This is a genomic window from Rheinheimera sp. KL1, assembly GCF_001275035.1.
GTDB lineage: Bacteria > Pseudomonadota > Gammaproteobacteria > Enterobacterales > Alteromonadaceae > Pararheinheimera > Pararheinheimera tangshanensis.
In genome coordinates this window covers 1-22,668 of sequence record NZ_LAMX01000040.1, presented here as the reverse complement: position 1 = coordinate 22,668, position 22,668 = coordinate 1, and the positions used below count along the sequence as shown (strand labels likewise).

At 47.7% G+C, this 22,668-nt stretch carries 22 protein-coding genes, 4 tRNA genes and 1 pseudogene; 15 read left to right on the top strand and 12 right to left on the bottom strand.

Features of this window, described 5'->3' with window-relative positions; translation table 11 throughout:
* Nucleotides 1-254: 254 nt before the first annotated feature.
* The 9 genes and pseudogenes from WH43_RS19025 to lptM form a co-directional block, all read right to left on the bottom strand.
* Nucleotides 255-1,373, bottom strand: a complete 1,119-nt coding sequence (locus tag WH43_RS19025) for an ABC transporter substrate-binding protein (RefSeq protein ID WP_053426125.1) — start codon at nucleotides 1,371-1,373, stop codon at nucleotides 255-257.
* Nucleotides 1,374-1,443: 70 nt separating this feature from the next.
* Nucleotides 1,444-3,468, bottom strand: coding sequence for a GNAT family N-acetyltransferase (locus WH43_RS19020; protein ID WP_053426124.1), 2,025 nt, complete (start codon nucleotides 3,466-3,468; stop codon nucleotides 1,444-1,446).
* 3 nt (nucleotides 3,469-3,471) lie between these two features.
* A pseudogene (gene uvrD, locus WH43_RS19015) lies at nucleotides 3,472-5,638 on the bottom strand (DNA helicase II).
* 207 nt (nucleotides 5,639-5,845) lie between these two features.
* Nucleotides 5,846-6,547 (bottom strand): HAD-IA family hydrolase, encoded by a 702-nt coding sequence (locus tag WH43_RS19010; protein ID WP_053426123.1) that lies wholly within the window; start codon nucleotides 6,545-6,547, stop codon nucleotides 5,846-5,848.
* Between the two features lie 68 nt (nucleotides 6,548-6,615).
* A complete protein-coding gene (gene xerC, locus WH43_RS19005) occupies nucleotides 6,616-7,527 on the bottom strand; it encodes a tyrosine recombinase XerC (protein WP_053426122.1) in 912 nt (303 codons plus the stop codon).
* Between the two features lie 3 nt (nucleotides 7,528-7,530).
* Nucleotides 7,531-8,196 carry a DUF484 family protein gene (locus WH43_RS19000; protein WP_053426121.1) on the bottom strand — a complete coding sequence of 222 codons (666 nt, stop codon included), beginning with the start codon at nucleotides 8,194-8,196 and terminating at the stop codon, nucleotides 7,531-7,533.
* Complete coding sequence (gene dapF, locus WH43_RS18995; protein WP_053426120.1) at nucleotides 8,193-9,062, bottom strand: diaminopimelate epimerase; 870 nt, start codon at nucleotides 9,060-9,062, stop codon at nucleotides 8,193-8,195. The genes WH43_RS19000 and dapF overlap by 4 nt, the downstream gene beginning before the upstream one ends.
* On the bottom strand, nucleotides 9,063-10,313 hold the full coding sequence (gene lysA, locus WH43_RS18990) for a diaminopimelate decarboxylase (RefSeq protein WP_053426119.1): 1,251 nt from the start codon (nucleotides 10,311-10,313) through the stop codon (nucleotides 9,063-9,065).
* Complete coding sequence (gene lptM, locus WH43_RS21140; RefSeq protein WP_145987571.1) at nucleotides 10,313-10,480, bottom strand: LPS translocon maturation chaperone LptM; 168 nt, start codon at nucleotides 10,478-10,480, stop codon at nucleotides 10,313-10,315. The genes lysA and lptM overlap by 1 nt, the downstream gene beginning before the upstream one ends.
* Before the next feature lie 72 nt (nucleotides 10,481-10,552).
* Between lptM and cyaY the strand changes: the two genes are divergently transcribed.
* From cyaY to WH43_RS18950, 8 genes are all read left to right on the top strand, one after another.
* Entirely contained in the window at nucleotides 10,553-10,876 is a 324-nt protein-coding gene (cyaY, locus tag WH43_RS18985) for an iron donor protein CyaY (protein WP_053426118.1), read from the top strand.
* 38 nt (nucleotides 10,877-10,914) lie between these two features.
* Nucleotides 10,915-11,586, top strand: coding sequence for an alpha/beta hydrolase (locus WH43_RS18980; RefSeq protein WP_053426117.1), 672 nt, complete (start codon nucleotides 10,915-10,917; stop codon nucleotides 11,584-11,586).
* Nucleotides 11,587-11,602: 16 nt separating this feature from the next.
* Nucleotides 11,603-12,388, top strand: a complete 786-nt coding sequence (locus WH43_RS18975) for a DUF2914 domain-containing protein (RefSeq protein ID WP_053426116.1) — start codon at nucleotides 11,603-11,605, stop codon at nucleotides 12,386-12,388.
* Nucleotides 12,389-12,473: 85 nt separating this feature from the next.
* The gene (gene hemC, locus WH43_RS18970; RefSeq protein ID WP_053426115.1) at nucleotides 12,474-13,400 is read left to right on the top strand and encodes a hydroxymethylbilane synthase; all 927 of its coding nucleotides are present in this window, start codon (nucleotides 12,474-12,476) and stop codon (nucleotides 13,398-13,400) included.
* A gap of 5 nt (nucleotides 13,401-13,405) precedes the next feature.
* Nucleotides 13,406-14,176, top strand: a complete 771-nt coding sequence (locus WH43_RS18965; RefSeq protein WP_082335861.1) for a uroporphyrinogen-III synthase — start codon at nucleotides 13,406-13,408, stop codon at nucleotides 14,174-14,176.
* On the top strand, nucleotides 14,169-15,290 hold the full coding sequence (locus WH43_RS18960; protein WP_053426114.1) for a uroporphyrinogen-III C-methyltransferase: 1,122 nt from the start codon (nucleotides 14,169-14,171) through the stop codon (nucleotides 15,288-15,290). The genes WH43_RS18965 and WH43_RS18960 overlap by 8 nt, the downstream gene beginning before the upstream one ends.
* On the top strand, nucleotides 15,287-16,372 hold the full coding sequence (locus WH43_RS18955; protein ID WP_053426113.1) for a heme biosynthesis HemY N-terminal domain-containing protein: 1,086 nt from the start codon (nucleotides 15,287-15,289) through the stop codon (nucleotides 16,370-16,372). The genes WH43_RS18960 and WH43_RS18955 overlap by 4 nt, the downstream gene beginning before the upstream one ends.
* Nucleotide 16,373: 1 nt before the next feature.
* A complete protein-coding gene (locus WH43_RS18950; RefSeq protein ID WP_053426112.1) occupies nucleotides 16,374-16,883 on the top strand; it encodes a DNA-deoxyinosine glycosylase in 510 nt (169 codons plus the stop codon).
* Here the strand turns inward: WH43_RS18950 and WH43_RS18945 are convergent.
* The 3 genes from WH43_RS18945 to WH43_RS18935 all read right to left on the bottom strand — a co-directional run bounded on the left by WH43_RS18945 (nucleotide 16,872) and on the right by WH43_RS18935 (nucleotide 19,236).
* Nucleotides 16,872-18,089, bottom strand: coding sequence for a TonB family protein (locus WH43_RS18945; RefSeq protein ID WP_053426111.1), 1,218 nt, complete (start codon nucleotides 18,087-18,089; stop codon nucleotides 16,872-16,874). The genes WH43_RS18950 and WH43_RS18945 overlap by 12 nt on opposite strands.
* A gap of 217 nt (nucleotides 18,090-18,306) precedes the next feature.
* A complete protein-coding gene (locus WH43_RS18940) occupies nucleotides 18,307-18,645 on the bottom strand; it encodes a tRNA-binding protein (RefSeq protein WP_053426110.1) in 339 nt (112 codons plus the stop codon).
* Between the two features lie 171 nt (nucleotides 18,646-18,816).
* Nucleotides 18,817-19,236 carry an acyl-CoA thioesterase gene (locus WH43_RS18935; protein ID WP_053426109.1) on the bottom strand — a complete coding sequence of 140 codons (420 nt, stop codon included), beginning with the start codon at nucleotides 19,234-19,236 and terminating at the stop codon, nucleotides 18,817-18,819.
* Between the two features lie 148 nt (nucleotides 19,237-19,384).
* On the opposite strand from WH43_RS18935, the gene murB reads away from it, so the two are divergent.
* The 7 genes from murB (at nucleotide 19,385) to WH43_RS18900 (ending at nucleotide 22,537) form a co-directional block, all read left to right on the top strand.
* A complete protein-coding gene (murB, locus tag WH43_RS18930) occupies nucleotides 19,385-20,377 on the top strand; it encodes a UDP-N-acetylmuramate dehydrogenase (RefSeq protein ID WP_053426108.1) in 993 nt (330 codons plus the stop codon).
* Nucleotides 20,367-21,371: a bifunctional biotin--[acetyl-CoA-carboxylase] ligase/biotin operon repressor BirA gene (birA, locus tag WH43_RS18925; RefSeq protein ID WP_053426107.1), complete on the top strand. Its 1,005-nt coding sequence runs from the start codon at nucleotides 20,367-20,369 to the stop codon at nucleotides 21,369-21,371. The genes murB and birA overlap by 11 nt, the downstream gene beginning before the upstream one ends.
* A complete protein-coding gene (locus tag WH43_RS18920) occupies nucleotides 21,371-22,066 on the top strand; it encodes a type III pantothenate kinase (protein ID WP_053426106.1) in 696 nt (231 codons plus the stop codon). The genes birA and WH43_RS18920 overlap by 1 nt, the downstream gene beginning before the upstream one ends.
* Nucleotides 22,067-22,174: 108 nt before the next feature.
* A tRNA-Thr gene (locus tag WH43_RS18915) sits at nucleotides 22,175-22,250 on the top strand.
* A 10-nt stretch (nucleotides 22,251-22,260) separates the two neighbouring features.
* Nucleotides 22,261-22,345 (top strand) — tRNA-Tyr (locus WH43_RS18910).
* 28 nt (nucleotides 22,346-22,373) lie between these two features.
* Nucleotides 22,374-22,448: transfer RNA gene (locus WH43_RS18905), tRNA-Gly, on the top strand.
* A 13-nt stretch (nucleotides 22,449-22,461) separates the two neighbouring features.
* Nucleotides 22,462-22,537: transfer RNA gene (locus WH43_RS18900), tRNA-Thr, on the top strand.
* Nucleotides 22,538-22,668: the final 131 nt, after the last annotated feature.

The window sequence follows — 22,668 nt, the reverse complement described above, 5'->3', positions numbered from 1 at the left end:
ATAAATGGAAAAGCCCTTCGCGCAAGCGAGGGGCTTTTTTATTTACTTCGAAATCGGTGGTGAGCCATTCGAGCAGGGCATCCCCCATGCGACAAAAACGTCTGGAACGTTTTTGGACCGCCAACGGCGGGTCCCGCAGGGACGAACCCCAGGATGGGGTGAGCACTGTAGTTCACCGCCCGAATTCAGAGCAGAAATGCTTTTAAACTAACCAACAAATACCCCAAAGGCGCAATACATTCTCCTACTGCTGCCTACCTCAAATCCTCTAACCCACGATCTGTCACTTTTACTCTAAACACCTGCTGCGATGCTTGTTGTTTTATGGGATCAAACTGTAAAGGAAAATCATAAACTGCGGTTTGTTGCCGTAGTTTTTCTAATAAACACGAGCGTTCCACAGGTAAAGAACATAATTTTAGCGCTTGTCCTAATAAGGTACCTGCTGTGAATCCCTCTAAGCCGATATCAGATAAAGGAGCCGCTGCTTGCTGAATCATCAACCTCTGGTATTCACGTACTAATAACCAACTGGTATCTGTAGGTTTGGGTACTACCATGGTCGCCATCACCTTATCGCCTTTATCTAGCAGAGCACTTAGCTGCTGCAAACCAGCGAAAGACACAGTGGCGTAGGTAGGTCTGTAACCTTTACGACGTCCAAAGTTGATCGCCTCAGCCAGAGGTTTGTAGGTGCCAACCATAAACACTAATTCAGCGCCTGCGTTGATCAATTCTGACACTCCTGCTTCTATCGCTGTGCTATTACGTTGAAAACGTGCAGTGATAACAGGTGATATTCCTTTTAACTGAAGTGCTTTAAGGTAACCTTGCTCCACAGAAGCACCAAATTCATCTGCTTGTAGCAACAAACCCACTTTAGTTTTTGGATTTAGCAGCAAATAATCCACCTGACTTTGAGTTTCTTCTTCATAACCTGCACGTAAATGATAGATAAAGTTATATTCACTCTGACGCAACAAAGACGCGCCTGAAAAAGGAGCTATGTAGGGGATTTGGTAATGTTGTAATAAGGGGGATATGGCAAGAGAGGTTGGTGTACCAACATAAGCAAATAAAGCTAACACTTTGTTTTCCAGTATAAATTGTCTGGTGTTTTGCACTGTTCGTTCTGGCTCGTACTGATCGTCTTTGATCACTAGTTGTACTTGGATGCCATGAACTCCACCTTCTTTATTCAACTGATTGATCGCTAATTCAACGCCATTTTTATAGCTTTGACCTATACCACTTGCGTTTCCGGTCAAAGGAACCGACATGCCCAATTGGATTTTTGCTACTTCAGCAGATACAGCAGACGCGCCGACTAAAAACAATACTGCACTTAGCCTCCGCACACTTTTTAATGACATGAAGTTTTACTCTTACCACTTTTATCTGTAAGAGTTTAGTCGAGATTTCCAGATGGAACCTTGTTCTGGCTCATAAATGCAGAAGCTGACAAAGTTCTGGTAGATTTTGCTTTGCCTTTGGCATGAAAAGCTTTTGCCAAAGCCGTTGTACCAATAAGAGCGCTGTTTGATGCTCGACTTTGGCATAATTGAGATTAAACCAACACAACAGCTGAGTTTCTATCAGATCAAAAGGACGCAAGCCAGCCTGAAATAACTTCAGTTCGGTGATCTGTTGCGGTGTAAGTGTTATCGCCGGAGGTTCGGCCCATAGCAGTGCTAAGGCCGGATCTAAAAAGCGTTGTTTATCCGCAAGCTGCCAATACAGCTGTCTGGAAAACTGCTGTTGTAAATACTGAAATTGCTCGCCATGCAGCATCAACACAGAGGCTTCATTGCTGGCTTGTTCATGTTGATGGCTTAGTTTCACAGGATAAAAACTCGCTTTTTGCCAGAACTTTGCTAAAGCTAATGTAGCACCAAAACTTGTGCCGACCAGATACTGCTGGCTCTGCAAGTCCTGTAACACAAAGTTTAATAATTGACTGCCAAGCCCCTGCATTTGCAATGAAGGATTTACCACAATACGCTGAATTCTGGCCATTTTTTGTGTCGCCAGTTCAGGTTGTAAACAATGAAAAGCTAAGCTTTGAGCTAATAAATGCCCTTGTACTCTGCGTTTGCCATGCGCTACCGCAACAGTGAGTTCTGCATCCAGCTCACCTTCAAAACTGATTAAAGCACAGGCGAGCACCCGCTGATCTTGCTCCAGTGTATAGAGCTTCAGTGTCGGGTTATCTAATAAAGCCCAGAGGTCCATCACATCGGTTTGATAATGCGCCAGGCTGAGTAAACTAAAAATTTGTTGTAGCTTCTGAGGTTGTAGCAGTAAATCTTTGATTGGATAGCTAAAGACCTTTGGTTGCAGCGGTGCTGTAATTACAGAGTCCGTTTGTTCCAGTAAAAAACCTCTAAAAATTAGCTGCTCCAGTGGGTCGTTCGCCTGATAGCGTATTGGTTGATGCAAGTGCAGTTTTTGAAAACCAGGGCAATGCTGCTGTAAATAACTTTGAAAGCGTAACTGAAAACCACGGCCTGTACCTTCGTAGCCATGTTCAGTCGTAGCGAAAACTAAACGGCTATATAAGTCCGTTAGTTGCTGCAATTGAGGGGTTGGAATAGCAGCAGCTTCATCGGCCAGTATCACAGTGTTCTGCTGCTTTTCTGCCAGTAAAACATCAACAGGCACAAAACGAATAGCGCCGTTTAATAGCTGATTTTGACCCTGTTGATACGACTGATTTAACAGACCCGCAGCGATTAAAAATGCGGTTTGCACAGCAACAGGGGAAGGGCCTGTCAGCAGAATATCGGTTTTACCTTGTTGCACTAACAAAGCCGCTGCTAAGCCCAAAGCACCGGATTTGCCGCGACCACGGTGAGCCGTCAGCACCAAAGGGCGACGTCTGTGACCTGTGACTACTTTATGGATAGCCGCCACTGCCTGGTGTTGTTCAGCTGTGCGATAAGGCAGTTCTGCTTGTGCCGTAGTAATAGCCTCTGGCAAGACAGGGATCACAGCAGGCAGCCCTTCGATAAGCTGTAGCCACTGAGCGTCCTGCAATTGTTCTAACCAAAACCGTTTAAATAACCCTGTATAAACAGCAGCATCAAGCGGATAAGGTAATACTCTTTTAGCGGCTGGATTTGGCTGTTGTCGCCATAAACCCGGTTCGTTGGTCACAAATAACCAAAGCCCACCCGCTTTTAAGCAACCACTGCTGGCTGCGACTAAATCCCAGTCGACAGCATCGCGCGCATCCACCACCAGTAGATCACATTCAGTGCCCAGCCATTGCTGCTTTTGTTTGGCTGACAACAGCGTAAAACCAGCAGGGGGCGCATGGCCTAACCAATAACTTGTGCCTGCAGGCTTTAAAGCTGAAAGTTGCTGCTGGGTATAAGCCTCTGAACCTGCTAACCAAACCGGTAAACGCCAGCCACGCTTTTGATAAGCGTTTTGTTGCTGGCGGATGATCTGGTACAGGTCGGTCATGGCTTAAACTGGTTCTAACCTGGCATAAGCGGTCACCAGCCATTTACTGCCCAGTTCGTCAAAGTTCACCTGAATGCGCGACTGTGGCCCTGTGCCTTCATAATTCAGCACTGTGCCTTCACCGAACTTATCGTGTAATACCCTTTGGCCCAGCTTAAAGCCAGTATTCTCAAAGGCGCTGTGGCTGGCGGCACTGCCAAAACGGTTCATTTGAGTTGGCTTGCTGACATTAGTGGTCAGGCGAATTTCTTCTAAACAGTCAGCCGGAATTTCGCGGATAAAACGGGATGGTCTGTTGTACTGCTCCTGACCATATAAACGGCGGCTTTCGGCATGAGTTAAATACAGCTTTTGCATAGCACGGGTCATACCGACATAACATAAGCGACGTTCTTCTTCCAAACGTTCGCTGTCATCACCACTTTGTTGGTTTGGAAACATGCCTTCTTCCAGACCACAGATAAACACCAGTGGGAATTCCAAACCTTTGGCGCTGTGTAACGTCATCAGCTGCACTGCGTCTGAATGCTCTTCGGCCTGATATTCACCGGCCTCCAAAGCAGCCTGAGATAAAAATGCAGACAGTGGCGTCATTTCTTCGGTATTAACATAAGTGGCGTTGGCACAGGCGTTCACCAGTTCGTTTAAGTTCTCTACGCGAGTCTGGGCTTTTTCGCCTTTTTCGGCTTTGTACATCGCCATCAGCCTGATACCTGAATGACATGATCGGCTTGCTCATCTAGGCTTAAATCTTTGCTGTCGGCTTCCATTTGATCAATCATCTGCACAAAGGTGCTGATGGCATTGGCGGCACGGCCTGTCAGTTGTTTGTTGGCCAGCATTTGCTGCAGGCTTTGCCACAAGGTGATTTGCAAAGAACGGGCATTTTCCCGCACCTTGTCCATTGTGGTATCGCCAATACCACGCACCGGCGTATTGATAATACGTTCCAGCGCGGCGTCGTCTTGTCTGTTATTAATTAAACGCAAATAAGCCAGTGAATCTTTAATTTCCTGACGTTCGTAGAAACGTAAACCGCCATAAATACGGTAGTTAATACCATCCTGAATTAAAGCTTCTTCCAGCACCCGCGACTGGGCGTTGTTGCGATACAGCACTGCGGCCTCAATCAGCTTGCCGCCTTCACGTTTCCATTCCCGAATACGGCCGACAATAAAACGGGCTTCGTCCAGCTCGTTAAACGCTGTGTAAAGCGATATCGCTTCGCCTTGTTCGCCGTCCGTCCACAGGTCTTTACCCAAACGGTCGCTGTTATGCGAAATCACGCAGTTGGCGGCTTTTAAAATAGTACCTGTCGATCGGTAGTTTTGCTCGAGGCGGATAGTGACAGGGTTTGGATAATCCTTTAAAAACTGCTGAATATTTTCCACTTTAGCGCCACGCCAGCCGTAGATAGACTGGTCATCGTCACCTACGATCATCACTTTGCTTTCAGTGCCAGCTAGTAAACGTAGCCATTCATACTGGATAGAGTTGGTATCCTGAAACTCGTCGACCAGAATATGGCGGAAACGCTGCTGATAATGAGCACGAATTTGTGGCTGCTGTTTAATTAGCTCGAAGCTTCGCAGTAAAATTTCGGCAAAGTCGACCAAGCCCGAGCGGTCACACATTTCCTGGTAAGCGGCGTAAATTTTGATCATGGTTTGCAGGCTGAAATCGCCATGCGCGTCTATAGTGCCTGGGCGCTGACCTTCGTCTTTACGGGCGTTGATAAACCATTGAATTTGTTTAGGTGGCCAGTGTTTTTCGTCTAAATTCAGCGCTTTTAATACCCGACGTACTAAACGGTATTGATCGTCTGAGTCGATGATCTGAAAACCCTGAGGTAATCCAGCTTCCAGATAATGGGCCCGCAACATGCGGTGCGATAAGCCGTGGAAGGTGCCCATCCACAGATTATTTAAGCTAACGCCTATAGTCTGTTCGATACGGTTACGCATTTCCTGTGAGGCTTTATTGGTAAAAGTCACAGCCAATAAACTATAAGGCGCAACCCGTTCCACCTGTATTAGCCAGGCTAAGCGATGCACCAAACCCGGGTTTTGCCCGAGCCGGCACCGGCTAATACCAGCATATGTTGAGGAGGAGCGGCTACCGCATCACGTTGTTTATCGTTTAAGCCATCCAGTAAAGAAGAGACATCCATTAGCAGTAAGTACCTGTCGCAAAATTTGCAGCATTATATACCCTTCGTACCTTGAAGTTGCAGCTTTGTTGACTGCGCCATCTCGCCCCAGTCACATAGGTTTACTATGCTCCTGGAGGCTCACTGGCTTGTCGCCGCCCTGCATCTTCAAGTAACTTGGGTATATAACCAACAGCCCTACAGCTTTGTTGCCCCAGCTTTGTGAACTTAAAGCAAAGCCTGCAACTGCTCTAACGCATCAATTTGCAGATGAGGTAATACTGCAGTTTGAAAATGATCTTCATGTTTCAGCCACACCGCCTGACAGCCGGCATTGAGCGCTCCCCGCACATCAGCTTTGCTATTATCACCTATATGCAGTAGTTGATGAGGCGCAATAGCTAGTTGCTGGCAGGCTTTATAAAACATATCAGGGTAAGGCTTCATTTTGCCGCTGGGGCCGGCATGATAAGCGTATTGAAAATACTGGCTGATACCTAGCAGTTTTAAATCGGCATTGCCGTTGGTAATAGCCACCAATGGGTAACGCTCTGCTAAGGCTTTGAGCAACTGATGACTGGACTCCGGCACTGTTAAATTACTGCGGGCGGTATAAAAAGCGCTAAAAGCCAGTTCGGCAATTTCACCTGCTTCACAGCGGCCCATACCTAGCTCTGTTAAGCCTTGTTCCACTGACAATAAGCGCCAGCGGCTGACATCGTGGCGAACTTCAGGGTCACGTTGTGCCAGCTCTTTGCGTTTTTGCCACCAGAATTCTGGGTCAATCAACCCAAGCTTCGGTGCCAATTGCAGTAATTTCTGCTGCATAGCCAGTTCAGCCTGCTCAATCACAGGGCCGTTGTTATACAGCGTATCGTCCAAGTCAAAAGAAATGGCTTTAAAAGGCAAAAGGGCTTTGTAAATACGCATAAGTGTTTAAGTCCGCTGTCAGTGATACTGATTCGTCCATAGAATACGAGCTTTAGGCTCACTAAGATTTACTTCTTCTTCGCCCTTGGATGAGCATTATCATACACTTTGGCCAACTGCTGGAAATCTAAATGGGTGTATACCTGAGTGGTATTGAGGTTAGCGTGGCCCAATAGTTCTTGCACGGCGCGCAGGTCTGAGCTGGATTCAAGCATATGAGTAGCGAAGGAGTGGCGTAGCATATGCGGGTGTAAATGCTGAGCTAAACCCTGACGTTCAGACCAGAGGTTGACGCGTTGTTGCACTTGTCTGTGGCTGATGCGGTTTTTTTGTTTGCTTAAAAACAACGCCTCTGGCTCTGTGCCTACGTAAGCACTTCGTACTTTTAGCCAGTCTTTAATAGCGGCAACAGCCATACGGCCTATAGGCAGAACACGTTGTTTATTGCCTTTGCCGCGCACCCGTATTAAAGCTTCGGACCAGTCAATATCCTGCAGGTTGGCGCTGACCAGTTCGTCCAGCCGTAAACCTGAGGAGTAAAACAATTCCAGAATAGCTTTGTCCCGGCAAGCGAGGGCGTCTTCGCTGGTATTAAAATCCAGCAAGTGATTGACCTGATCGACGTCGAGGTTTTTTGGCAAAGGTTTGTCAAACTTCGGCACTTGTAAATAAGAAGCCGGGTTTTCTTTTAGCTTGCCTTGTTGCACCAGATAACGGTAAAAGCTGCGCAACGAAGCTACCCTAAGTGCTAAGCTGCGGGCTTTCAGACTTTTACGGCACGACGATATATGCAATTGCAGCTGGGTTTCTGTCAGCTCGACCCAATGGTTGGCCTGTTCCGCCACCTGACTGGCAACAGCAGCAAGTTGCAATTGATAGCTGCTTAGCGTTTTGTCGCTGTAACCCCGTTCATGCTTTAAATAAGCCAGGAAAGCCGACAAATCGGCTTGCCAATGATCCAGTTCAGCAGGCAGTTTCACGGTTCAGATAGCAGTTGGTAAAACGGCCAACACCAGCTTCGCCAGATGGTCCAAAAATAAGGTATCCATGCCTGGTTGGAAATGTTCGTCTGAGTCGCTGCCAAAGGCCAGCAGGAACTGTTGGTCGTCCGATAGCTTTAACAGCTGCAAGGAGACGGAGTGAATATGAGGTTCAAACAGTGCTGACATTTCGTCGCGATTCATCCGGCCAAAATAATAAGTTTTGCCACTTAAACGGCGCTGCAATATCAGCTGTAACTGTGCGACCTGATCGGTTTTTTGCCGCAGGTCGACCAATACACAAGCTTGTACATGAGGTAATTTGGCGGTAAAAGCCTGTAGCGCTGCCAGTAAAGCCGTTTGATCGGCGGCTTTTAATAACTGTAAGTGCAGATCGTTCAGCGCATAAAAAATCTGTTCGTTCTGGCGGGCTATACCCATCAGGCGAGTGATATCGTCTTCTAAAGAGCGGATTTTTTCGCGCTGTAATTCCAGCTGACGTTCCACTAAAGACACCACACCACGCTGCTGGTGTGGTAAACGTAACCGGCTTAACAGCTCCGGATGCTGAAGAAAAAACTCGGGATGATCATAGAGATAATCAACAATCAGGCTGGCTTCGGCCAGTTCAGGGTTCAGCAGTGCTGTATCGAGAGGAAGGTCGCTCATAAGAATAATTGTCCATCAAAAACATGTTCGGCTGGCCCAGTCATTTTGACGGGTTGGCCAGGCCCTTGCCAGCGGATCTGCAAAGAGCCACCTGGTAAATCTACCCTTACCTGGGATTGTAATTTTTTCTGCATCTGACCAATAACTGCAGCAGCGCAAGCGCCTGTGCCGCAAGCCAGGGTTTCACCTGCGCCACGTTCCCATACTCTTAATTTGACATGAGAAGGCGACAGCACCTGCATAAAACCTATATTGGCGCGCTCAGGGAAACGTTCGTGATTTTCAAACACAGGGCCCCACTGATGCACCGGAGCCGTCTGAATGTCATCGACCAAAATCACCGCATGCGGATTTCCCATCGACACCACACCACATAAAGTGGTGGCATCTTCGCTATGCAAAATATAGTTCAGCTCTTGTTTTTGTGCTTTAAACGGCACTTTGGCTGGATCAAACTGCGGCACGCCCATATTGACCGTAACCTGTCCATCTTGCTCTATATACAAGGTGATTTTGCCAGACTTGGTGCTGACCGCAATTTTGTATTTATTGGTCAGGCCTTTATGCCGGACAAACTTAGCAAAACAGCGAGCACCATTGCCGCATTGTTCAACTTCAGAGCCGTCGGCGTTAAAGATGCGGTAATGAAAATCCAGATCCGGATCGTAAGGTGGTTCCACCATCAGCAACTGGTCAAAACCGACACCAAAGTTGCGGTCGGCCAGCTTTTTGATTTGTTCTTTGGTTAAGAACACATTCTGGCTGACGGCGTCTATCACCATAAAGTCATTGCCCAAACCGTGCATTTTTGAGAAATGCACTAAGGTTTGGTTGTTGCGATCTTTAAATTTATTGTCTGGGATCATTCAGGGTACCAACTGTTCACCGCGCCACAGGTCCTGCCATTGTTCACGCTGGCGGACTAAATAGCTGCGGTCACCATCCACCAGCACTTCTGCGGCTCTGGGTCTGCTGTTGTAGTTGGAACTCATGGTAAAACCATAAGCACCTGCTGAGCGCACCACCAGTAAATCACCTGGCTCCAGTGCTAAAGCACGGTCTTTACCGAGGAAATCACCGGTTTCACAGACCGGACCTACCACATCGTAAGTCATAGTAGGAACATCAGGTTTTTGCTGCACAGCAATAATAGATTGCCATGCACTGTAAAGTGCCGGGCGAATTAAGTCGTTCATCGCAGCGTCAACAATAGCAAAATGTTTTTCCTGACCTGGTTTTAAATATTCCACTTTGGTCAGCAGTACACCTGCATTGGCCATAATGGCGCGGCCCGGTTCAAAAATCAGCGACAGCTGCGGATAAGCCGCCAGTTTCTCTACCACTTTAGCTGCATATTCCGCAGGATGTGGCGGAGTTTCGCCATCGTAAGGCACACCTAAACCGCCACCTATATCAATATGAGTGAGGTGAATACCCACTGCAGCTAATTTGTCGATCAGCGCCAGTAACTTATCTAAAGCATCTAAAAACGGCTGGGTTTCAGTCAGCTGTGAGCCGATATGACAATCCACACCACAAACTTTTAAATGCGAAGCAGCATGCGCTCGCTGGTACATGGATACGGCGTCATTAATGTCGATACCGAACTTATTGGCTTTTAAGCCGGTAGAAATGTAAGGATGGGTTTTTGCGTCTATATCCGGGTTCACCCGAATAGAAATAGGCGCAATGATATTCAGGCGGCTTGCCACTTGCTGAATACGTTCCAGCTCAGGAATTGATTCGACGTTAAAGCACTTAATGCCAGTTTGCAGCGCAAACTCAATTTCAGTGACAGACTTGCCTACACCAGAGAACACCACTTTTTTTGCATCACCACCGGCTTGCAATACGCGGCGTAATTCACCTTCAGACACTATATCAAAACCACTGCCGAGCCTGGCCAAAAGGTTTAATAGAGCTATATTGCTGTTGGCTTTGACGGCGTAACAGACTAATAAGTCACGGCTTGGCGCAGCTTCGGCAAAAGCTTTGTAATGACGCTCAATGGTGGCGCGTGAGTAAACATAAGTGGGCGTGCCAAATTCTGCGGCAATATCGGCTAACGCAACGCCTTCGGCAAATAAATTCTGATTCTGATAATTAAAGTAATCCACTACTGTTCCTTTGAAACTACTGGCTGATCGGCTGGCGCTGGTTGTTCTGCCGGCGCTTTATTCGGTTGTGGGGTTTGAGGCAATGTCAAAGGACCTTTTTGGCCACAGGCCAGTAACCATTGGCTGAGCAACAGGATGCACACCAGTCTTTGTCGCTTTGTATTCATGGTTTTTATTTCATTAATTATTTTGCGCTCTATAATCGCATCCTTAACAGCAAAAGCAAACAGGTGAAACCGATGAATGACGTAGAATATGACGAACTGACCGATCAGGTGCTGCTTGCGGTGGAAGATGCGATCGAAGCTTTGGACCTGGATTTAGATTATGAGTCAAACGGTGGCTTGTTGAGTATCAGTTTTCCTGAAGGAAGCAAGGTGATCATTAATAAACAGCCGCCACTGCATCAGCTGTGGGTCGCGACTAAATTTAATGGCCACCATTTTGAATTAAAAGACGGTGTCTGGATTGATAACAGAACTGGCGCTGAGTTCTGGGCATTAATTTCCGATGCCTTTAGCAAACAGTCTGGTCAAAACGTAGTGTTAGCCGATAACTCGTGAGTGATGCGGTCAGTAAACAAAATCAATAGAGAAATACAATGGCGTTACTTCCTTTTGTCGATGTAAAACCCCAAGGTCAGGCCGATGCTGCTGTGGTCTGGTTACATGGTTTGGGTGACTCGGGTGATGGTTTTGCTCCTATAGTGCCGGAATTACGTTTGCCAAAAAGTTCTGGCATCCGGTTTTTGTTTCCACATGCGCCTGTGCGTCCTATTACTATCAATGGTGGGATGCAGATGCGCGGTTGGTACGATATTAAAACCTGGGATTTAAACGACAGAGCAGACGAAACTGGTGTACGTGAATCGGCTACTGCAGTGACAGCCTTACTGGATAAACTGATTGAACAGGGCATTCCGGCTCATCGTATTCTGTTGGCGGGTTTTAGTCAGGGTGGCGTCATTGCCTTACACTTACTGCCTCGTTTGCCTTACAAACTAGCCGGTGTGATGGCGCTTTCTACTTATATGGCTGTGCCAGGCAAGCTCAAAGAAGAAATGACTGGCGCTAACAAAAGTACAGCTGTGCTGGTGAATCATGGTACTCACGATGAAGTGGTGCCCTACAGCGCAGGTCAGGCCGCTTTTAACGCGTTGAAATTTGCTGGTTTTAATGTGAACTGGGCCGAGTACCGTATGGGCCATAGTGTATGCCCGCAACAGATTGCCGATATCAGCCGTTTTATTCAGCAGCAATTACCAGCACTTTAAAAATGGAACAGTCAAAGTGACAACAGCACAGGAAAAACTGGTGGTTCGGGTCAGTCTGGGCGCTACTGCAGCGTCTGGCGATTTGCCCGAACCAATAACAGAGCAACACTGGCATTGGCGCCGTATTGCCGGTGCCGTATTGACACTTTGTGCTGCTGCTCTGCTGCTGTATGGCTGGCTAAATGTTGAGTCACCTGATGCCGTGATTAGTCCGCTGGCTGAAACAGCTCCTGCTGTAATGACCACTGAATCTATTGAGGCTGGCACACCAGAGCTGGTGCTGGAGGCTGTGCAGCAAAACCCTGAACCAGAGCCTCTACCCGTTAAAACGGCAAGCACTGAAACTATTGCAGCAGAAGTCAAACCAGCAGAAACTCCAGTGCTATCTGGTGCCGCTGTGACACCGCCGCCTGCTGTTGTTGAAACAGCTTTAGTTGCAGAAGCTCCGGCAGAATCAGGTACGCCATTATTTAGCGCAGAGACTGGTGTATTAAGACTGGCTTTGTTGACTAACGAAACGCCTTCTGCCAAAGCCCGCAGTTTAGGTGAAAAGGTCGACGCAGCCACAGTTCCGCAGCTGTCGCTGTATTCTGAGGTCAAAGGTTTAAATGGTCAGAGCATAGAACATCTGTGGTATTACGAAGGTAAACTGATGACCCGGATTAAGCTGCCGGTCAAACTGGATTACTGGCGTACCTACAGCAGAAAAGAATTCGACGCCAGCCAGAAAGGTGAATGGCGGGTTGAAATCCTTGATCCACAGCAAAATCTGTTGTTCAGCCATCACTTTCATTATCAATAAGAACTATACTAGGCGGCATTTTCAGGCAGACCAGCTTTTATTGTCATGGCGCTGCTGTTATTTTCCGCTGTTTTAAGGAGTACCTATGAACCTGGTTCGTATCGCCACCCGTAAAAGTGCTTTAGCTTTATGGCAAGCCAATTTTGTTAAAGCTGAACTGGTTGCGGCCCACCCTGGTTTGCAGGTTGAATTGGTGCCTATGTCGACTCAGGGCGATAAAATTCTGGATACTCCTTTAGCCAAAATTGGTGGCAAAGGTTTGTTTGTCAAAGAGCTGGAAACTGCCATGCTGGAAGGCCGTGCTGATATAGCTGTCCATAGCATGAAAGATGTGCCAGTCGATTTTCCTGAAGGCCTGATGTTGCATACCATTTGTCGACGTGAAGATCCCCGCGATGCTTTTGTCTCCAACAGCTATCAACAACTTGCTGATTTACCCCAGGGGGCTGTAGTCGGAACTTCCAGTTTACGTCGCCAGTGTCAAATTAAAGCCATGCGACCAGACCTACAGATCAAAGACTTACGTGGCAACGTCAACACCCGTCTGGCAAAACTGGACGCTGGTGAGTTTGACGCCATTATTCTGGCTTCTGCAGGTTTAATACGTTTAGGTTTTGAAACTCGTATTGCCAGCTTTCTGGAGGTTGGCACCAGTTTACCGGCCAATGGCCAGGGCGCCGTAGGTATTGAATGTCGTAGTGATGATTTGGTGGTGCAACAGCTATTAGCTCCACTGGAACATCGGGAAACCCGTATTTGTGTGTTGGCCGAACGGGCAATGAACCGTAAGCTGCAGGGCGGTTGTCAGGTGCCAATTGGTGCTTTTGCAGTACTGCAGCAAAATGAACTTTGGCTGCGTGGTTTGGTCGGACAGTTGGATGGTTCTGAAATTTTACGCTCAGAAATCAAAGGGCAAGCTTCACAAGCTGAGCAGTTGGGGACTCAACTGGCTGAACAATTATTGGCTTTAGGCGCAGATCGCATCTTAGATGCGGTCTATCGTCAGGCCTGATAGGCGTGACTACACCACTGCTTGATCCACTAAGCCCGGTGCTGATTACCAGACCGGCGGGCAAGGCGGATCAGTTGCTGGCCAGTTTAGATGAGCTGGCTATTCCCTATTTGTATCAACCTTTGATCACCACCCAATTAGTGCCGTTAAAAGCCAAAGCCGGCACTATGCTGGAACAGGCCGATCAGGTGATTTTTGTCAGTGTTAGCGCGGTCAGCTGTTTGCAGCAACAATACGATTGCAAAAAAATTACTGCGCCTTTAGTGGCCGTCGGAACTACGACCGCGACAGTGCTGGAAATATGCAGTGGCCGCGAAGTAACTGTGCCGCAGGATCAGCGCAGTGAGGGGTTGCTGGCTTTACCTCAGCTGCAGGATGTAGCTGATAAACATATTGTGATAGTGCGGGGCAATGCAGGTCGTGAGCTGATTAAAAAAGGCTTACAACAGCGCGGTGCTCATATTCATTATGTGCAAAGTTATCGCAGAGTGCCCTTGCCCTTAGATGGCCAAAGCTTGTCGGACCAGTGGCATCAGCAACATATTCAATGTATTGTGGTGACCAGCAACGAAATTTTACAGCTTATTTTTGCATTATTGCCCAAAGAGCAACATAGCTGGTTACAGCAACAGCTATGGATTATGGTTAGCCCGCGGATGAAAGAGGCCGCTATCGAACTTGGGATCGACGGATCCCGTATTTATTTGTCAGCCAGTGCCAATGATCAGGCGTTACTGGAGGCGATTTGCCAGTTAAGAGGAACTTGTCATGACTGATACGCCGGTGGCTGTTACTGCCTCTGAATCACCACTCTCTCAAGGTTCGGCGAAGTCTGAGCCGGTTAAAAAAGACCCAATTAAAAATGTTCCTGTACCATCAGCGAAAACAGGCCGTGCTATCGCCTGGTTTTCTGTGCTACTGAATTTGATTTTGGTCGCGGCTCTTGCCGCAGTGACTTGGTGGTTATGGCCGCAGTGGACTGCGTTGCAGCAGCAACAGCATGTCTTGCAACAGCAGCAACAGCAACAAACTGAACAAGGCAAACAGCAGCATCAGCAACTGACCGATCAATTGCAGCAGCAACTGGCATTAGTTGTTGACCAACAAAAACAACAAGGCGCTTTGAGTGAGCAGCAACAACAAGCTCTGCTGCAATTGCAACTGGAAAGTAAAAAACAGCTGAGTAATGGCCGTACCTGGCAGTTATGGCAAATTCAGCAGCTCTTACAACTGGCCGGACAAAAAATCTGGTTGGAGCAGGACATGCCAGCGGCTTTGCGTTTATTGCAAGGCGCTGAACAGCAGTTGGCCTTGTTACAGGACAGCAGCATGCAGCCGCTGCGTCACGCCATTCAGGCAGATTTAGCTGAGCTGCAAAAAAATACCTTGCCCGATGTTGCCAAAATCCAACTGGGTTTAACCAGCCTGCGTAAAGCTGTATTTGATTTACCGCTACGTCAAAGTGAGCGTGAACTGGATGATGCAGAGCCTGTAGCTGTTACCAGTTCTGATTGGCAAACTACTTTACTTCAGCACTGGAATTCATTCTGGAGTTCGTTAGTGCATGTGCGTCCTACTCAGCCGGAAGATTTGTCTGTGTTATCTGCAGGCGAGCAACTGAGTTTGCGTAACACCTTGCAGCAACAACTGTTGCTGGCTGAACTGGCCGCAATGAAGTATCAGAGTGAGTTGTATCAGGTTGCATTACAGCAGGCGATGGATACCTTGCAACGTTATTTTGCTGCTGTTGATCCGAAGGTCCGCGCAGCATCAGAGCAATTAGTCCAACTGGCTGCCTTGCCTGTGGCGTTTCCTGCGCCAGCTGCTTTGCAATCCAGCGCTGTGCTTGATCAGGTCATGCGTCAAAGCATGGTGGAGAGTAGCCAATGATCCGTCTGCTACTGGTAGTTTTGTTGCTGGCATCCGCCATGTGGCTAGGACCATGGCTGACGCAGAATCCGGGTTATCTGATGCTGGTGCTGGGTCCATGGACCATTGAAATGACGCTGGTGGGGTTTGCCATCATTTTGTTGTTGAGTCTGAGTTTGTTATGGCTGACGTTACGAATTTTAAGGCCGTTTTTGGGTTTTCGTAACTGGACTCTCAATCCGTTTCGTGGCCGTCAGCAGCGCAAAGCCCGTTTGGCTTTTGAACAAGCGGCTTTGGCTTTGGCGGCGGGGCGTTTTCAGGATGCTGAGCAGTATTTTGATCGCTCTGACGCTATGCCTGAATTTACTATGCTACGCCAAAGTATGGCCTGTTACGCTGCTTTGCAGGCCGGACATGCGACTAAAGCTATGCAACTGGCTGAGCAGTTGGATGCAACAAAAGCGCAGAGTTGTTATGTCAAAGCTGATTTATTACTGCGCCAGAATCAGGCCAAAGCTGCGCTGGAGTTATTGCAGCCTCACATGTTGATACCGGCAGATGCGCCTTTATTAGCACCTTTGTATTTTCAGGCCCTGTTAGCTGCAGGTCATAATATTGAAGTTTTTCATACTGCGCTTAAAGCCATAGAGCAAAAGTGGTTTACCAAAGCGCAGTGGCAAGTGCAGCGTTATCAGATGTATCCTCAGGCCATCCGTAATCTGGCAGCCCAAGGGGTGTTTGATGAAAACAGTGATTATTGGCTGGCATTGCCGTCGAAAGAACGTAAGTCGATGGCTGCTGTATTAGGTCGGGTCTGGGCGAACGTGAAAGCAGGTCAGGCTGAGCAAGCTGAAAAACTGCTGGTTGATCATTTATCTTACAGTGACTTACCTTTGGTATGGCCTGTGCTGCGGCACATTCCATTAAAACGTCATGTGGTGTTGCTGCGTAAACAGCTACAGCACTGGTTGCGTGATCACCAGGAAGACGCAGTGCTGTATGCGACTTTGGCTTATTGTGCAGAGCAAGATGGCGAACCTATGCAGGCCGAAATGGCCTGGCAAAAAGCTTTGCAGTATCAGCCGGGTCTGAAAACGTCCTGATATGCATCCTGAGTTATTAACGGGTCTGGCTCCAGTTCTTGGTGTCAGGCCTCGTCTTCTGTTGCTTGGCAGTATGCCTGGCTCTGCCTCTTTGCTTGAACAGCGTTATTACGCCCATCCCCGCAATTTATTCTGGCCTTTTATGCAGCAGCTGTTTGCTATTCCGCTGGAGCTTGGGTATCCGCAGCGTTGTCAGTTGTTAACCGAACAAGGCATAGCGCTGTGGGATGTCATCGCACACTGCGAGCGGTTGGGCAGTCTGGACAGTGCTATTAAAAAACACACTGTAATTTGTAATGCGATACCGCAATTGCTTGCAGCAGAACCACAGATTTCAAAGATTTGCTTTAACGGCGCCAAGGCAGCAGAAGAGTTTAAACGTCATCTGCTGCCGTTGCTGAAACAGCGTAACGACATAGAGTACATTCAATTGCCGTCCAGCAGCCCTGCCCATGCCAGCCAAAGCAGAGACGCGAAGCTGGAATTGTGGGCAAGAGCTTTACTGGAATAAGGCTTCCAGTTCTGCTGTGGCTTCAAATCTAGCTGCTTTTGCTTGGCTAAAAACAGCTGCAGCTTCGTCAGTTTTATTTGCTGTCAGCAACTCAATAGCTTGCCAGCCTAACGCCACAGGATCGTTCTTCCTCTGCAGATAATGAGCCCAGCCTTGATCAAATTGTGCCCGCGCGCGCTGTGCTTCAAGTAGGCCATTACGGGCCGCCTGATCCAACCAGTATTCGTCAGTCCATTCTTTAGGTCGCTGATGGAGCTGTTTGAGATACATTTTATCTTTGGCATAAAGAGGTGCTTTTGTTGTGTTGTAGTTCAGATCCCAAGGAGCAATTTTGTAGTCACCAGCCTTATCGATAAAACTCAGGGTATCGCCTTGTGCAAAAGGCACTTCGCCGGAAAGTGTGGTCAGTTGTTTAAGCTTTTTATCTGAGTCCACTCTGAGTATAGCGCTGCCGGTAAAGGCTGACATCTTCACAGCTTTGGCTTTTTCTGATTTAAAATCAGAAAGCTGCGGTAATTCTTCCGTGCTTACACTCAGATCGCTGAGACTCGGCGTAGCGTCTTGATCCAAATAGTTCAGTAAAATAGCATTGCTGTATTGAGAAGATGCCACACCAGCTTTGGCTGCGGGCCAGGAGTCCTTAGTCAGTGCATGCAGTAGTTTTTTCCGCCACTGCTCCTGACCACCTACGGCTAAACTAAAATCCAGAGTGATCCTTCGTATCGATTTGCTGGATGACGGCTGATAACGCCATTGTCGCAGCGCATTCTCTGACACCTCATCAAACACTCCTGCAGGAAAACTATGCTGGGTTTTAGCGTAAATAACCTGACCTTGCTCATCCACAAGAAAGAGCACAGCAGCAAACCCCTGAGTTCCTTTGCGCGCAGCTCTGACCGGATAGTTAGGTTCAACCCTTTCTATCACTTCGGGCAGCGTGCCTTGGTTATACAGGGAGGATGGAGATTTGCGTTGGGCCAACATGGTGGCATAAGAGGGAACCCACTGATTTTTTTGCAACAACAGTTGCTGCTGCGCTAACTGCTTTTGCTCTGTCGTCAGATGCGTATCCAGAGTTTGCAGACCAGTAGCTGCATCAGGGTGGCCCAGTTCTGCTGCAGCTAAAAAGTAAAGATAGGCCAGAGACAAATCCTGTTGCATGCCCTGGCCTTTCATCGCCATTACCGCCAAATTAAAGGCCGCCATGTCGTTACCCAAAGGTAAGAGACGCTCAAATTCAGCTTTTGCTTGCTGATAATTTTCCTGATGGTAATACCGCTTAGCCTGGTAAAGGTCGCACTGACAAAAATGAGCTTAACAACGCTGAACTGAGCAATAGTTGCTTTAACATCCGATGTTCCTGACTATCCGTGAAAATTCGCAATTAAAGTTATCTGAAAATATTTTTTGTGTAAATTTTTTGTTATGCCATTTTGCTGCCATTGGGTACTTTTTGCTCAGGCACGGCCAATACCACAGCGCCATCTGGGCGGTAAAACCCTGTGATCAGACATTCAGAGCGAAAAGGCCCTATTTGTTTGACTGGAAAATTCACCACGCTAATCACCTGTGTGCCGAGCAATTGTTCTTTGGTATACAGCGCTGTGATTTGAGCACTGGATTGTTTCACTCCAATGTCAGAGCCAAAATCGACTTTCAGTTGATACGCAGGCTTTCGTGCTTGCGGAAAATCAGCTACCTCGATAATGGTGCCAACCCGCAATTCAACCAGACCAAATTGTTCCCAGTTAATCAATTCCATATCCGTGACTCTACTTTTTTAACAATGACTTAGATTTACACAGCCTTGCTTTTGTTGTCATGAATTTTGCGATCAAACAGCGGTTTTATGATGTCATTTGTGTACAGCAGAAGGAGAGTCATTTGCGATGATCCTGCCAGAGCGAATACACTGGCAGGCTTGCTTATGACCTCAGATATCGATTTGGTGGGCCAGACGCGGCTCAAGGCGGCTTTTTAAATCGCCTTCGATCACCACAGCACGGCCGGTTTTTTTATCCAGACAGACAAAAGTGATATTGGCATCGGCCACTAAGGTATCTGTGCCATCCAGCCAGATTTTCTGATGAATAACAGAGCTTTTGGTATTAATGGCGCTGAACTCGGTATCAATACGCAGTTGCTGGCCCATGGTGGCCTGAGCTCTGTAGTTAATATTGATATTCACGATCACCCAGGCCAGGCCCAGCTGTTCGAAGTGTTCAATATCGCCATGCTGCTCAAGATAACCCCAGCGGGCTTCTTCCAAAAACTCCAGGTAACGTGCGTTATTGACATGCTGGTAGCCGTCCAGGTGGTATCCCCGGACTTTGATATAAGTGTGATGTAACATAAAACTCTCTGGTTGGACCTGTTTGTGGTTATGATGCCATAGTTTCCGCACAGGGTTAACCCGCTTATTGCTGGTTCTTGTTGAGATTTTTTTGGTCTGTTGCGCTGGAACCAGTAGAATAAGCACACTTCAGTTATTTGGTGCTTTTATGCGTCTGTTACAGCAGCTCTCTGCTAAATCCTATTCCACTTTTGCTCTGGATACACAACTTGCTGAATTAATTGAGCTGGGATCTTTAGCTGAATTAAAAGCTTATCGGCCTCAAACCATTCCCTTATTGTTAGGTGAAGGTAGCAACAGCATTTTCCTGAGCGATCAAAACCAAACTGTTTTGCGTTATTTAGCCAAAAGTCGAACTGTGTTGTCAGAAGATGAGCAGCAGGTGCAACTGCATATAGAAGCAGGGGATAATTGGCATCAATTGGTGAGCTGGACAGTAGCTCAGGGCTGGTGGGGATTAGAAAACCTATCTCTGATACCAGGCAGTGTAGGTGCAGCTCCGGTACAGAATATTGGTGCTTATGGTGCTGAGCTGGCGGATTGCTGCGATTATGTCGATTTTTTCCACTGGCAAAACCGTGACGTGCAGCGTTTACGGAAAAGTGATTGCGGTTTTGGCTACCGGGACAGTATTTTTAAGACAGCGCTTGCGGGTCAGGGCGTGATTGTGGCTGTGGGTTTGACACTAAAAAAACAAGGTCAGCCGAAATTAGGCTACAAAGGGCTGGAGCATTTAAATCAACATAGCAGTGTGGCAGAGGTTGCGCAGGCTGTGATTGCTGTGCGTCAGTCCAAGTTACCGGATCCAGCCGTATTACCTAATTGCGGCAGCTTTTTTAAAAATCCTGTGGTGAGTCGCCCGGTATTTGAAGCTATTCAACACAGGTATCCTGCGATGCCGTTTTATCCACAAGCTGATGGCTTGATTAAACTGGCCGCAGGTTGGCTGATAGAGCAGGTTGGGCTAAAAGGTCAGTGTATTGGCGATGTGGGTTGTTATGAAAAACAAGCGCTGGTGCTGGTGAATTTTGGTAAAGGTACAGCTGCAGAGTTGCAACAAATGATCGCGCTGATACAGCAAAAAGTTGCAACAGAGTTTGCGGTTCAGTTGGAACCTGAGGTGCGCTTAATTGGCCAATGAACCACGTAAAACTTTACCTCACAGCCTGATTGTACAACGGCAACTGGTGCATTATCTGGCTGATGGCGCTTTATGTTCTGGCCAGTGGCTGGGCGAGCAGTTAGGGATAAGCCGCACCGCTGTGGCCAAACATTTAGAACAATTGCAGCACTACGGGCTGGATTTATACAAAATTAAAGGCAAAGGCTATCGGCTGGCGCAACCTGTGCAATTGCTGGATGCAGCCTTGATTAAACAACAGCAACAGCAGCCAGCGCCTGTCTGGGTACAATCTGTGACGGACTCCACCAATAGCCAACTGATGCAAAAACTTAAAGAAGGCGTTTTGCTTGAAAAAGGTGCTGTACTGGTCGCTGAAGCTCAGACTGCAGGCCGTGGACGGCGAGGCAAGCAGTGGTTTTCGCCTTTTGGTTGCAACTTGTATTTTTCGATGTACTGGCAACTGGAGCAGGGGATTCAGGCTGCGATGGGCTTAAGCTTAGTCGTGGGGCTGGCGGTAGCCAAAGTGCTGCAGCAGCAATGGCAATTGCCTGTGCGGCTGAAGTGGCCTAATGATTTGTATCTGGAGCATAAAAAACTCGGAGGTATTTTAGTCGAGCTGGCCGGGCAAACTCATGCCCAATGTGATGTGGTGATAGGTTTGGGCTTAAATATTCGTATGCCGGAACAAACCGATAAAGCTGTAGATCAGCCCTGGGCTGATTTAACTTCGGCTTTAGGTCAGCCGATAGATCGCAATCTGCTGGTGGCTTTACTGCAACAGCAGTTAGTGCTGGAATTACAGCAATTTAGCCAGCAGGGCTTTGCAGGCTATGTACAGGAATTTAATCAGCTCGATCAATTTGCCGGTGAGCAAGTAACCTTGTCCAGCGGCAGTCAAACCATTACTGGCGTTTGCGCTGGTGTGGATGCTCAGGGTGGGCTGGTGCTGGATATCAATGGCCAGAAGCAAAGCTTTTATGGTGGCGAACTTAGCTTAAGAAAGGCGCTGTGATGGAATTATTACTAGATATAGGCAATAGCCGTAGTAAAGCCCGTTTATATCATGCAGGCACATTGACAGAAATTCAGCTGGAAAATATCAATGCGGAACAATGGTTACAGATAAAAGCAGTCTATTGTGCCAGTGTGGCGGCGCAGACCAGAGTGCAACAGGTTCGCGACAAGATCCCCGCTGCTATCCCTCTCGTCCAGATACAAAGTGAAGCTCAGGCGTTTAATGTGACTAACAGTTACCTGCAGCCGCAATTATTAGGGGTCGATCGGTGGCTGGCGTTAGTGGCTGCTGCGGGCTTGTATCCGAATACCGATCTGCTGATAGTTGACGCTGGTACAGCTTTAACTGTCGATTGGTTAAGTGCTGAAGGTATGCATGGTGGCGGCTGGATTTTGGCCGGGCAAAAACTACAGCAAGAGGCTGTCTTGAGTAAAACTGCTAAAGTATTTTCAGCAGAACTTGAGACAGAGCAGTTGTCACCTGCAACTGACACTGCGACAGCTTTGTATCAGGGTGCTATTGCCGCTTTAGTGGGGGCTATTCGCCAAGCCTATGCAATTAAACCTACACAGCGAATTATTTTAACCGGTGGCGACGCCTTGCTTTTACAAAAATACCTGGCGGATCTGCCCATTCAGCTCGAATCCCAACTGATCTTTCAGGGATTAGCCCGTTATATTCAGCCGAATTGACCATTTTGTGTACTTATTGAGCATTCAGGCCAGAATTTATAAGTTTTTTTTTAATTCCTGTTGCGTGGGGTGGGGCATTCCACTAGAATTCGCACCCACTGACGTAGTGCCGCTTTAGCTCAGTTGGTAGAGCAACTGACTTGTAATCAGTAGGTCATCCGTTCGACTCGGATAAGCGGCACCATTAGTATAGTGGAGGGGTTCCCGAGTGGCCAAAGGGATCAGACTGTAAATCTGCCGGCACTGCCTTCGAAGGTTCGAATCCTTCCCCCTCCACCATTTTCAGTACAATAGCTACGAGTAGGCCGCGGGCATCGTATAATGGCTATTACCTCAGCCTTCCAAGCTGATGATGCGGGTTCGATTCCCGCTGCCCGCTCCAAACAGATCAAGTTGCTGATATAGCTCAGGCGGTAGAGCGCATCCTTGGTAAGGATGAGGTCCCCAGTTCGATTCTGGGTATCAGCACCATCTTAAAAGCCTTTCTCGCTGTACAATCTAAAAAACTTATTTCATACAACCACCGTTTGCTAAAAAGGGTCTATTTATGGCTAAGGCTAAATTCGAACGTAATAAACCGCACGTTAACGTGGGCACCATCG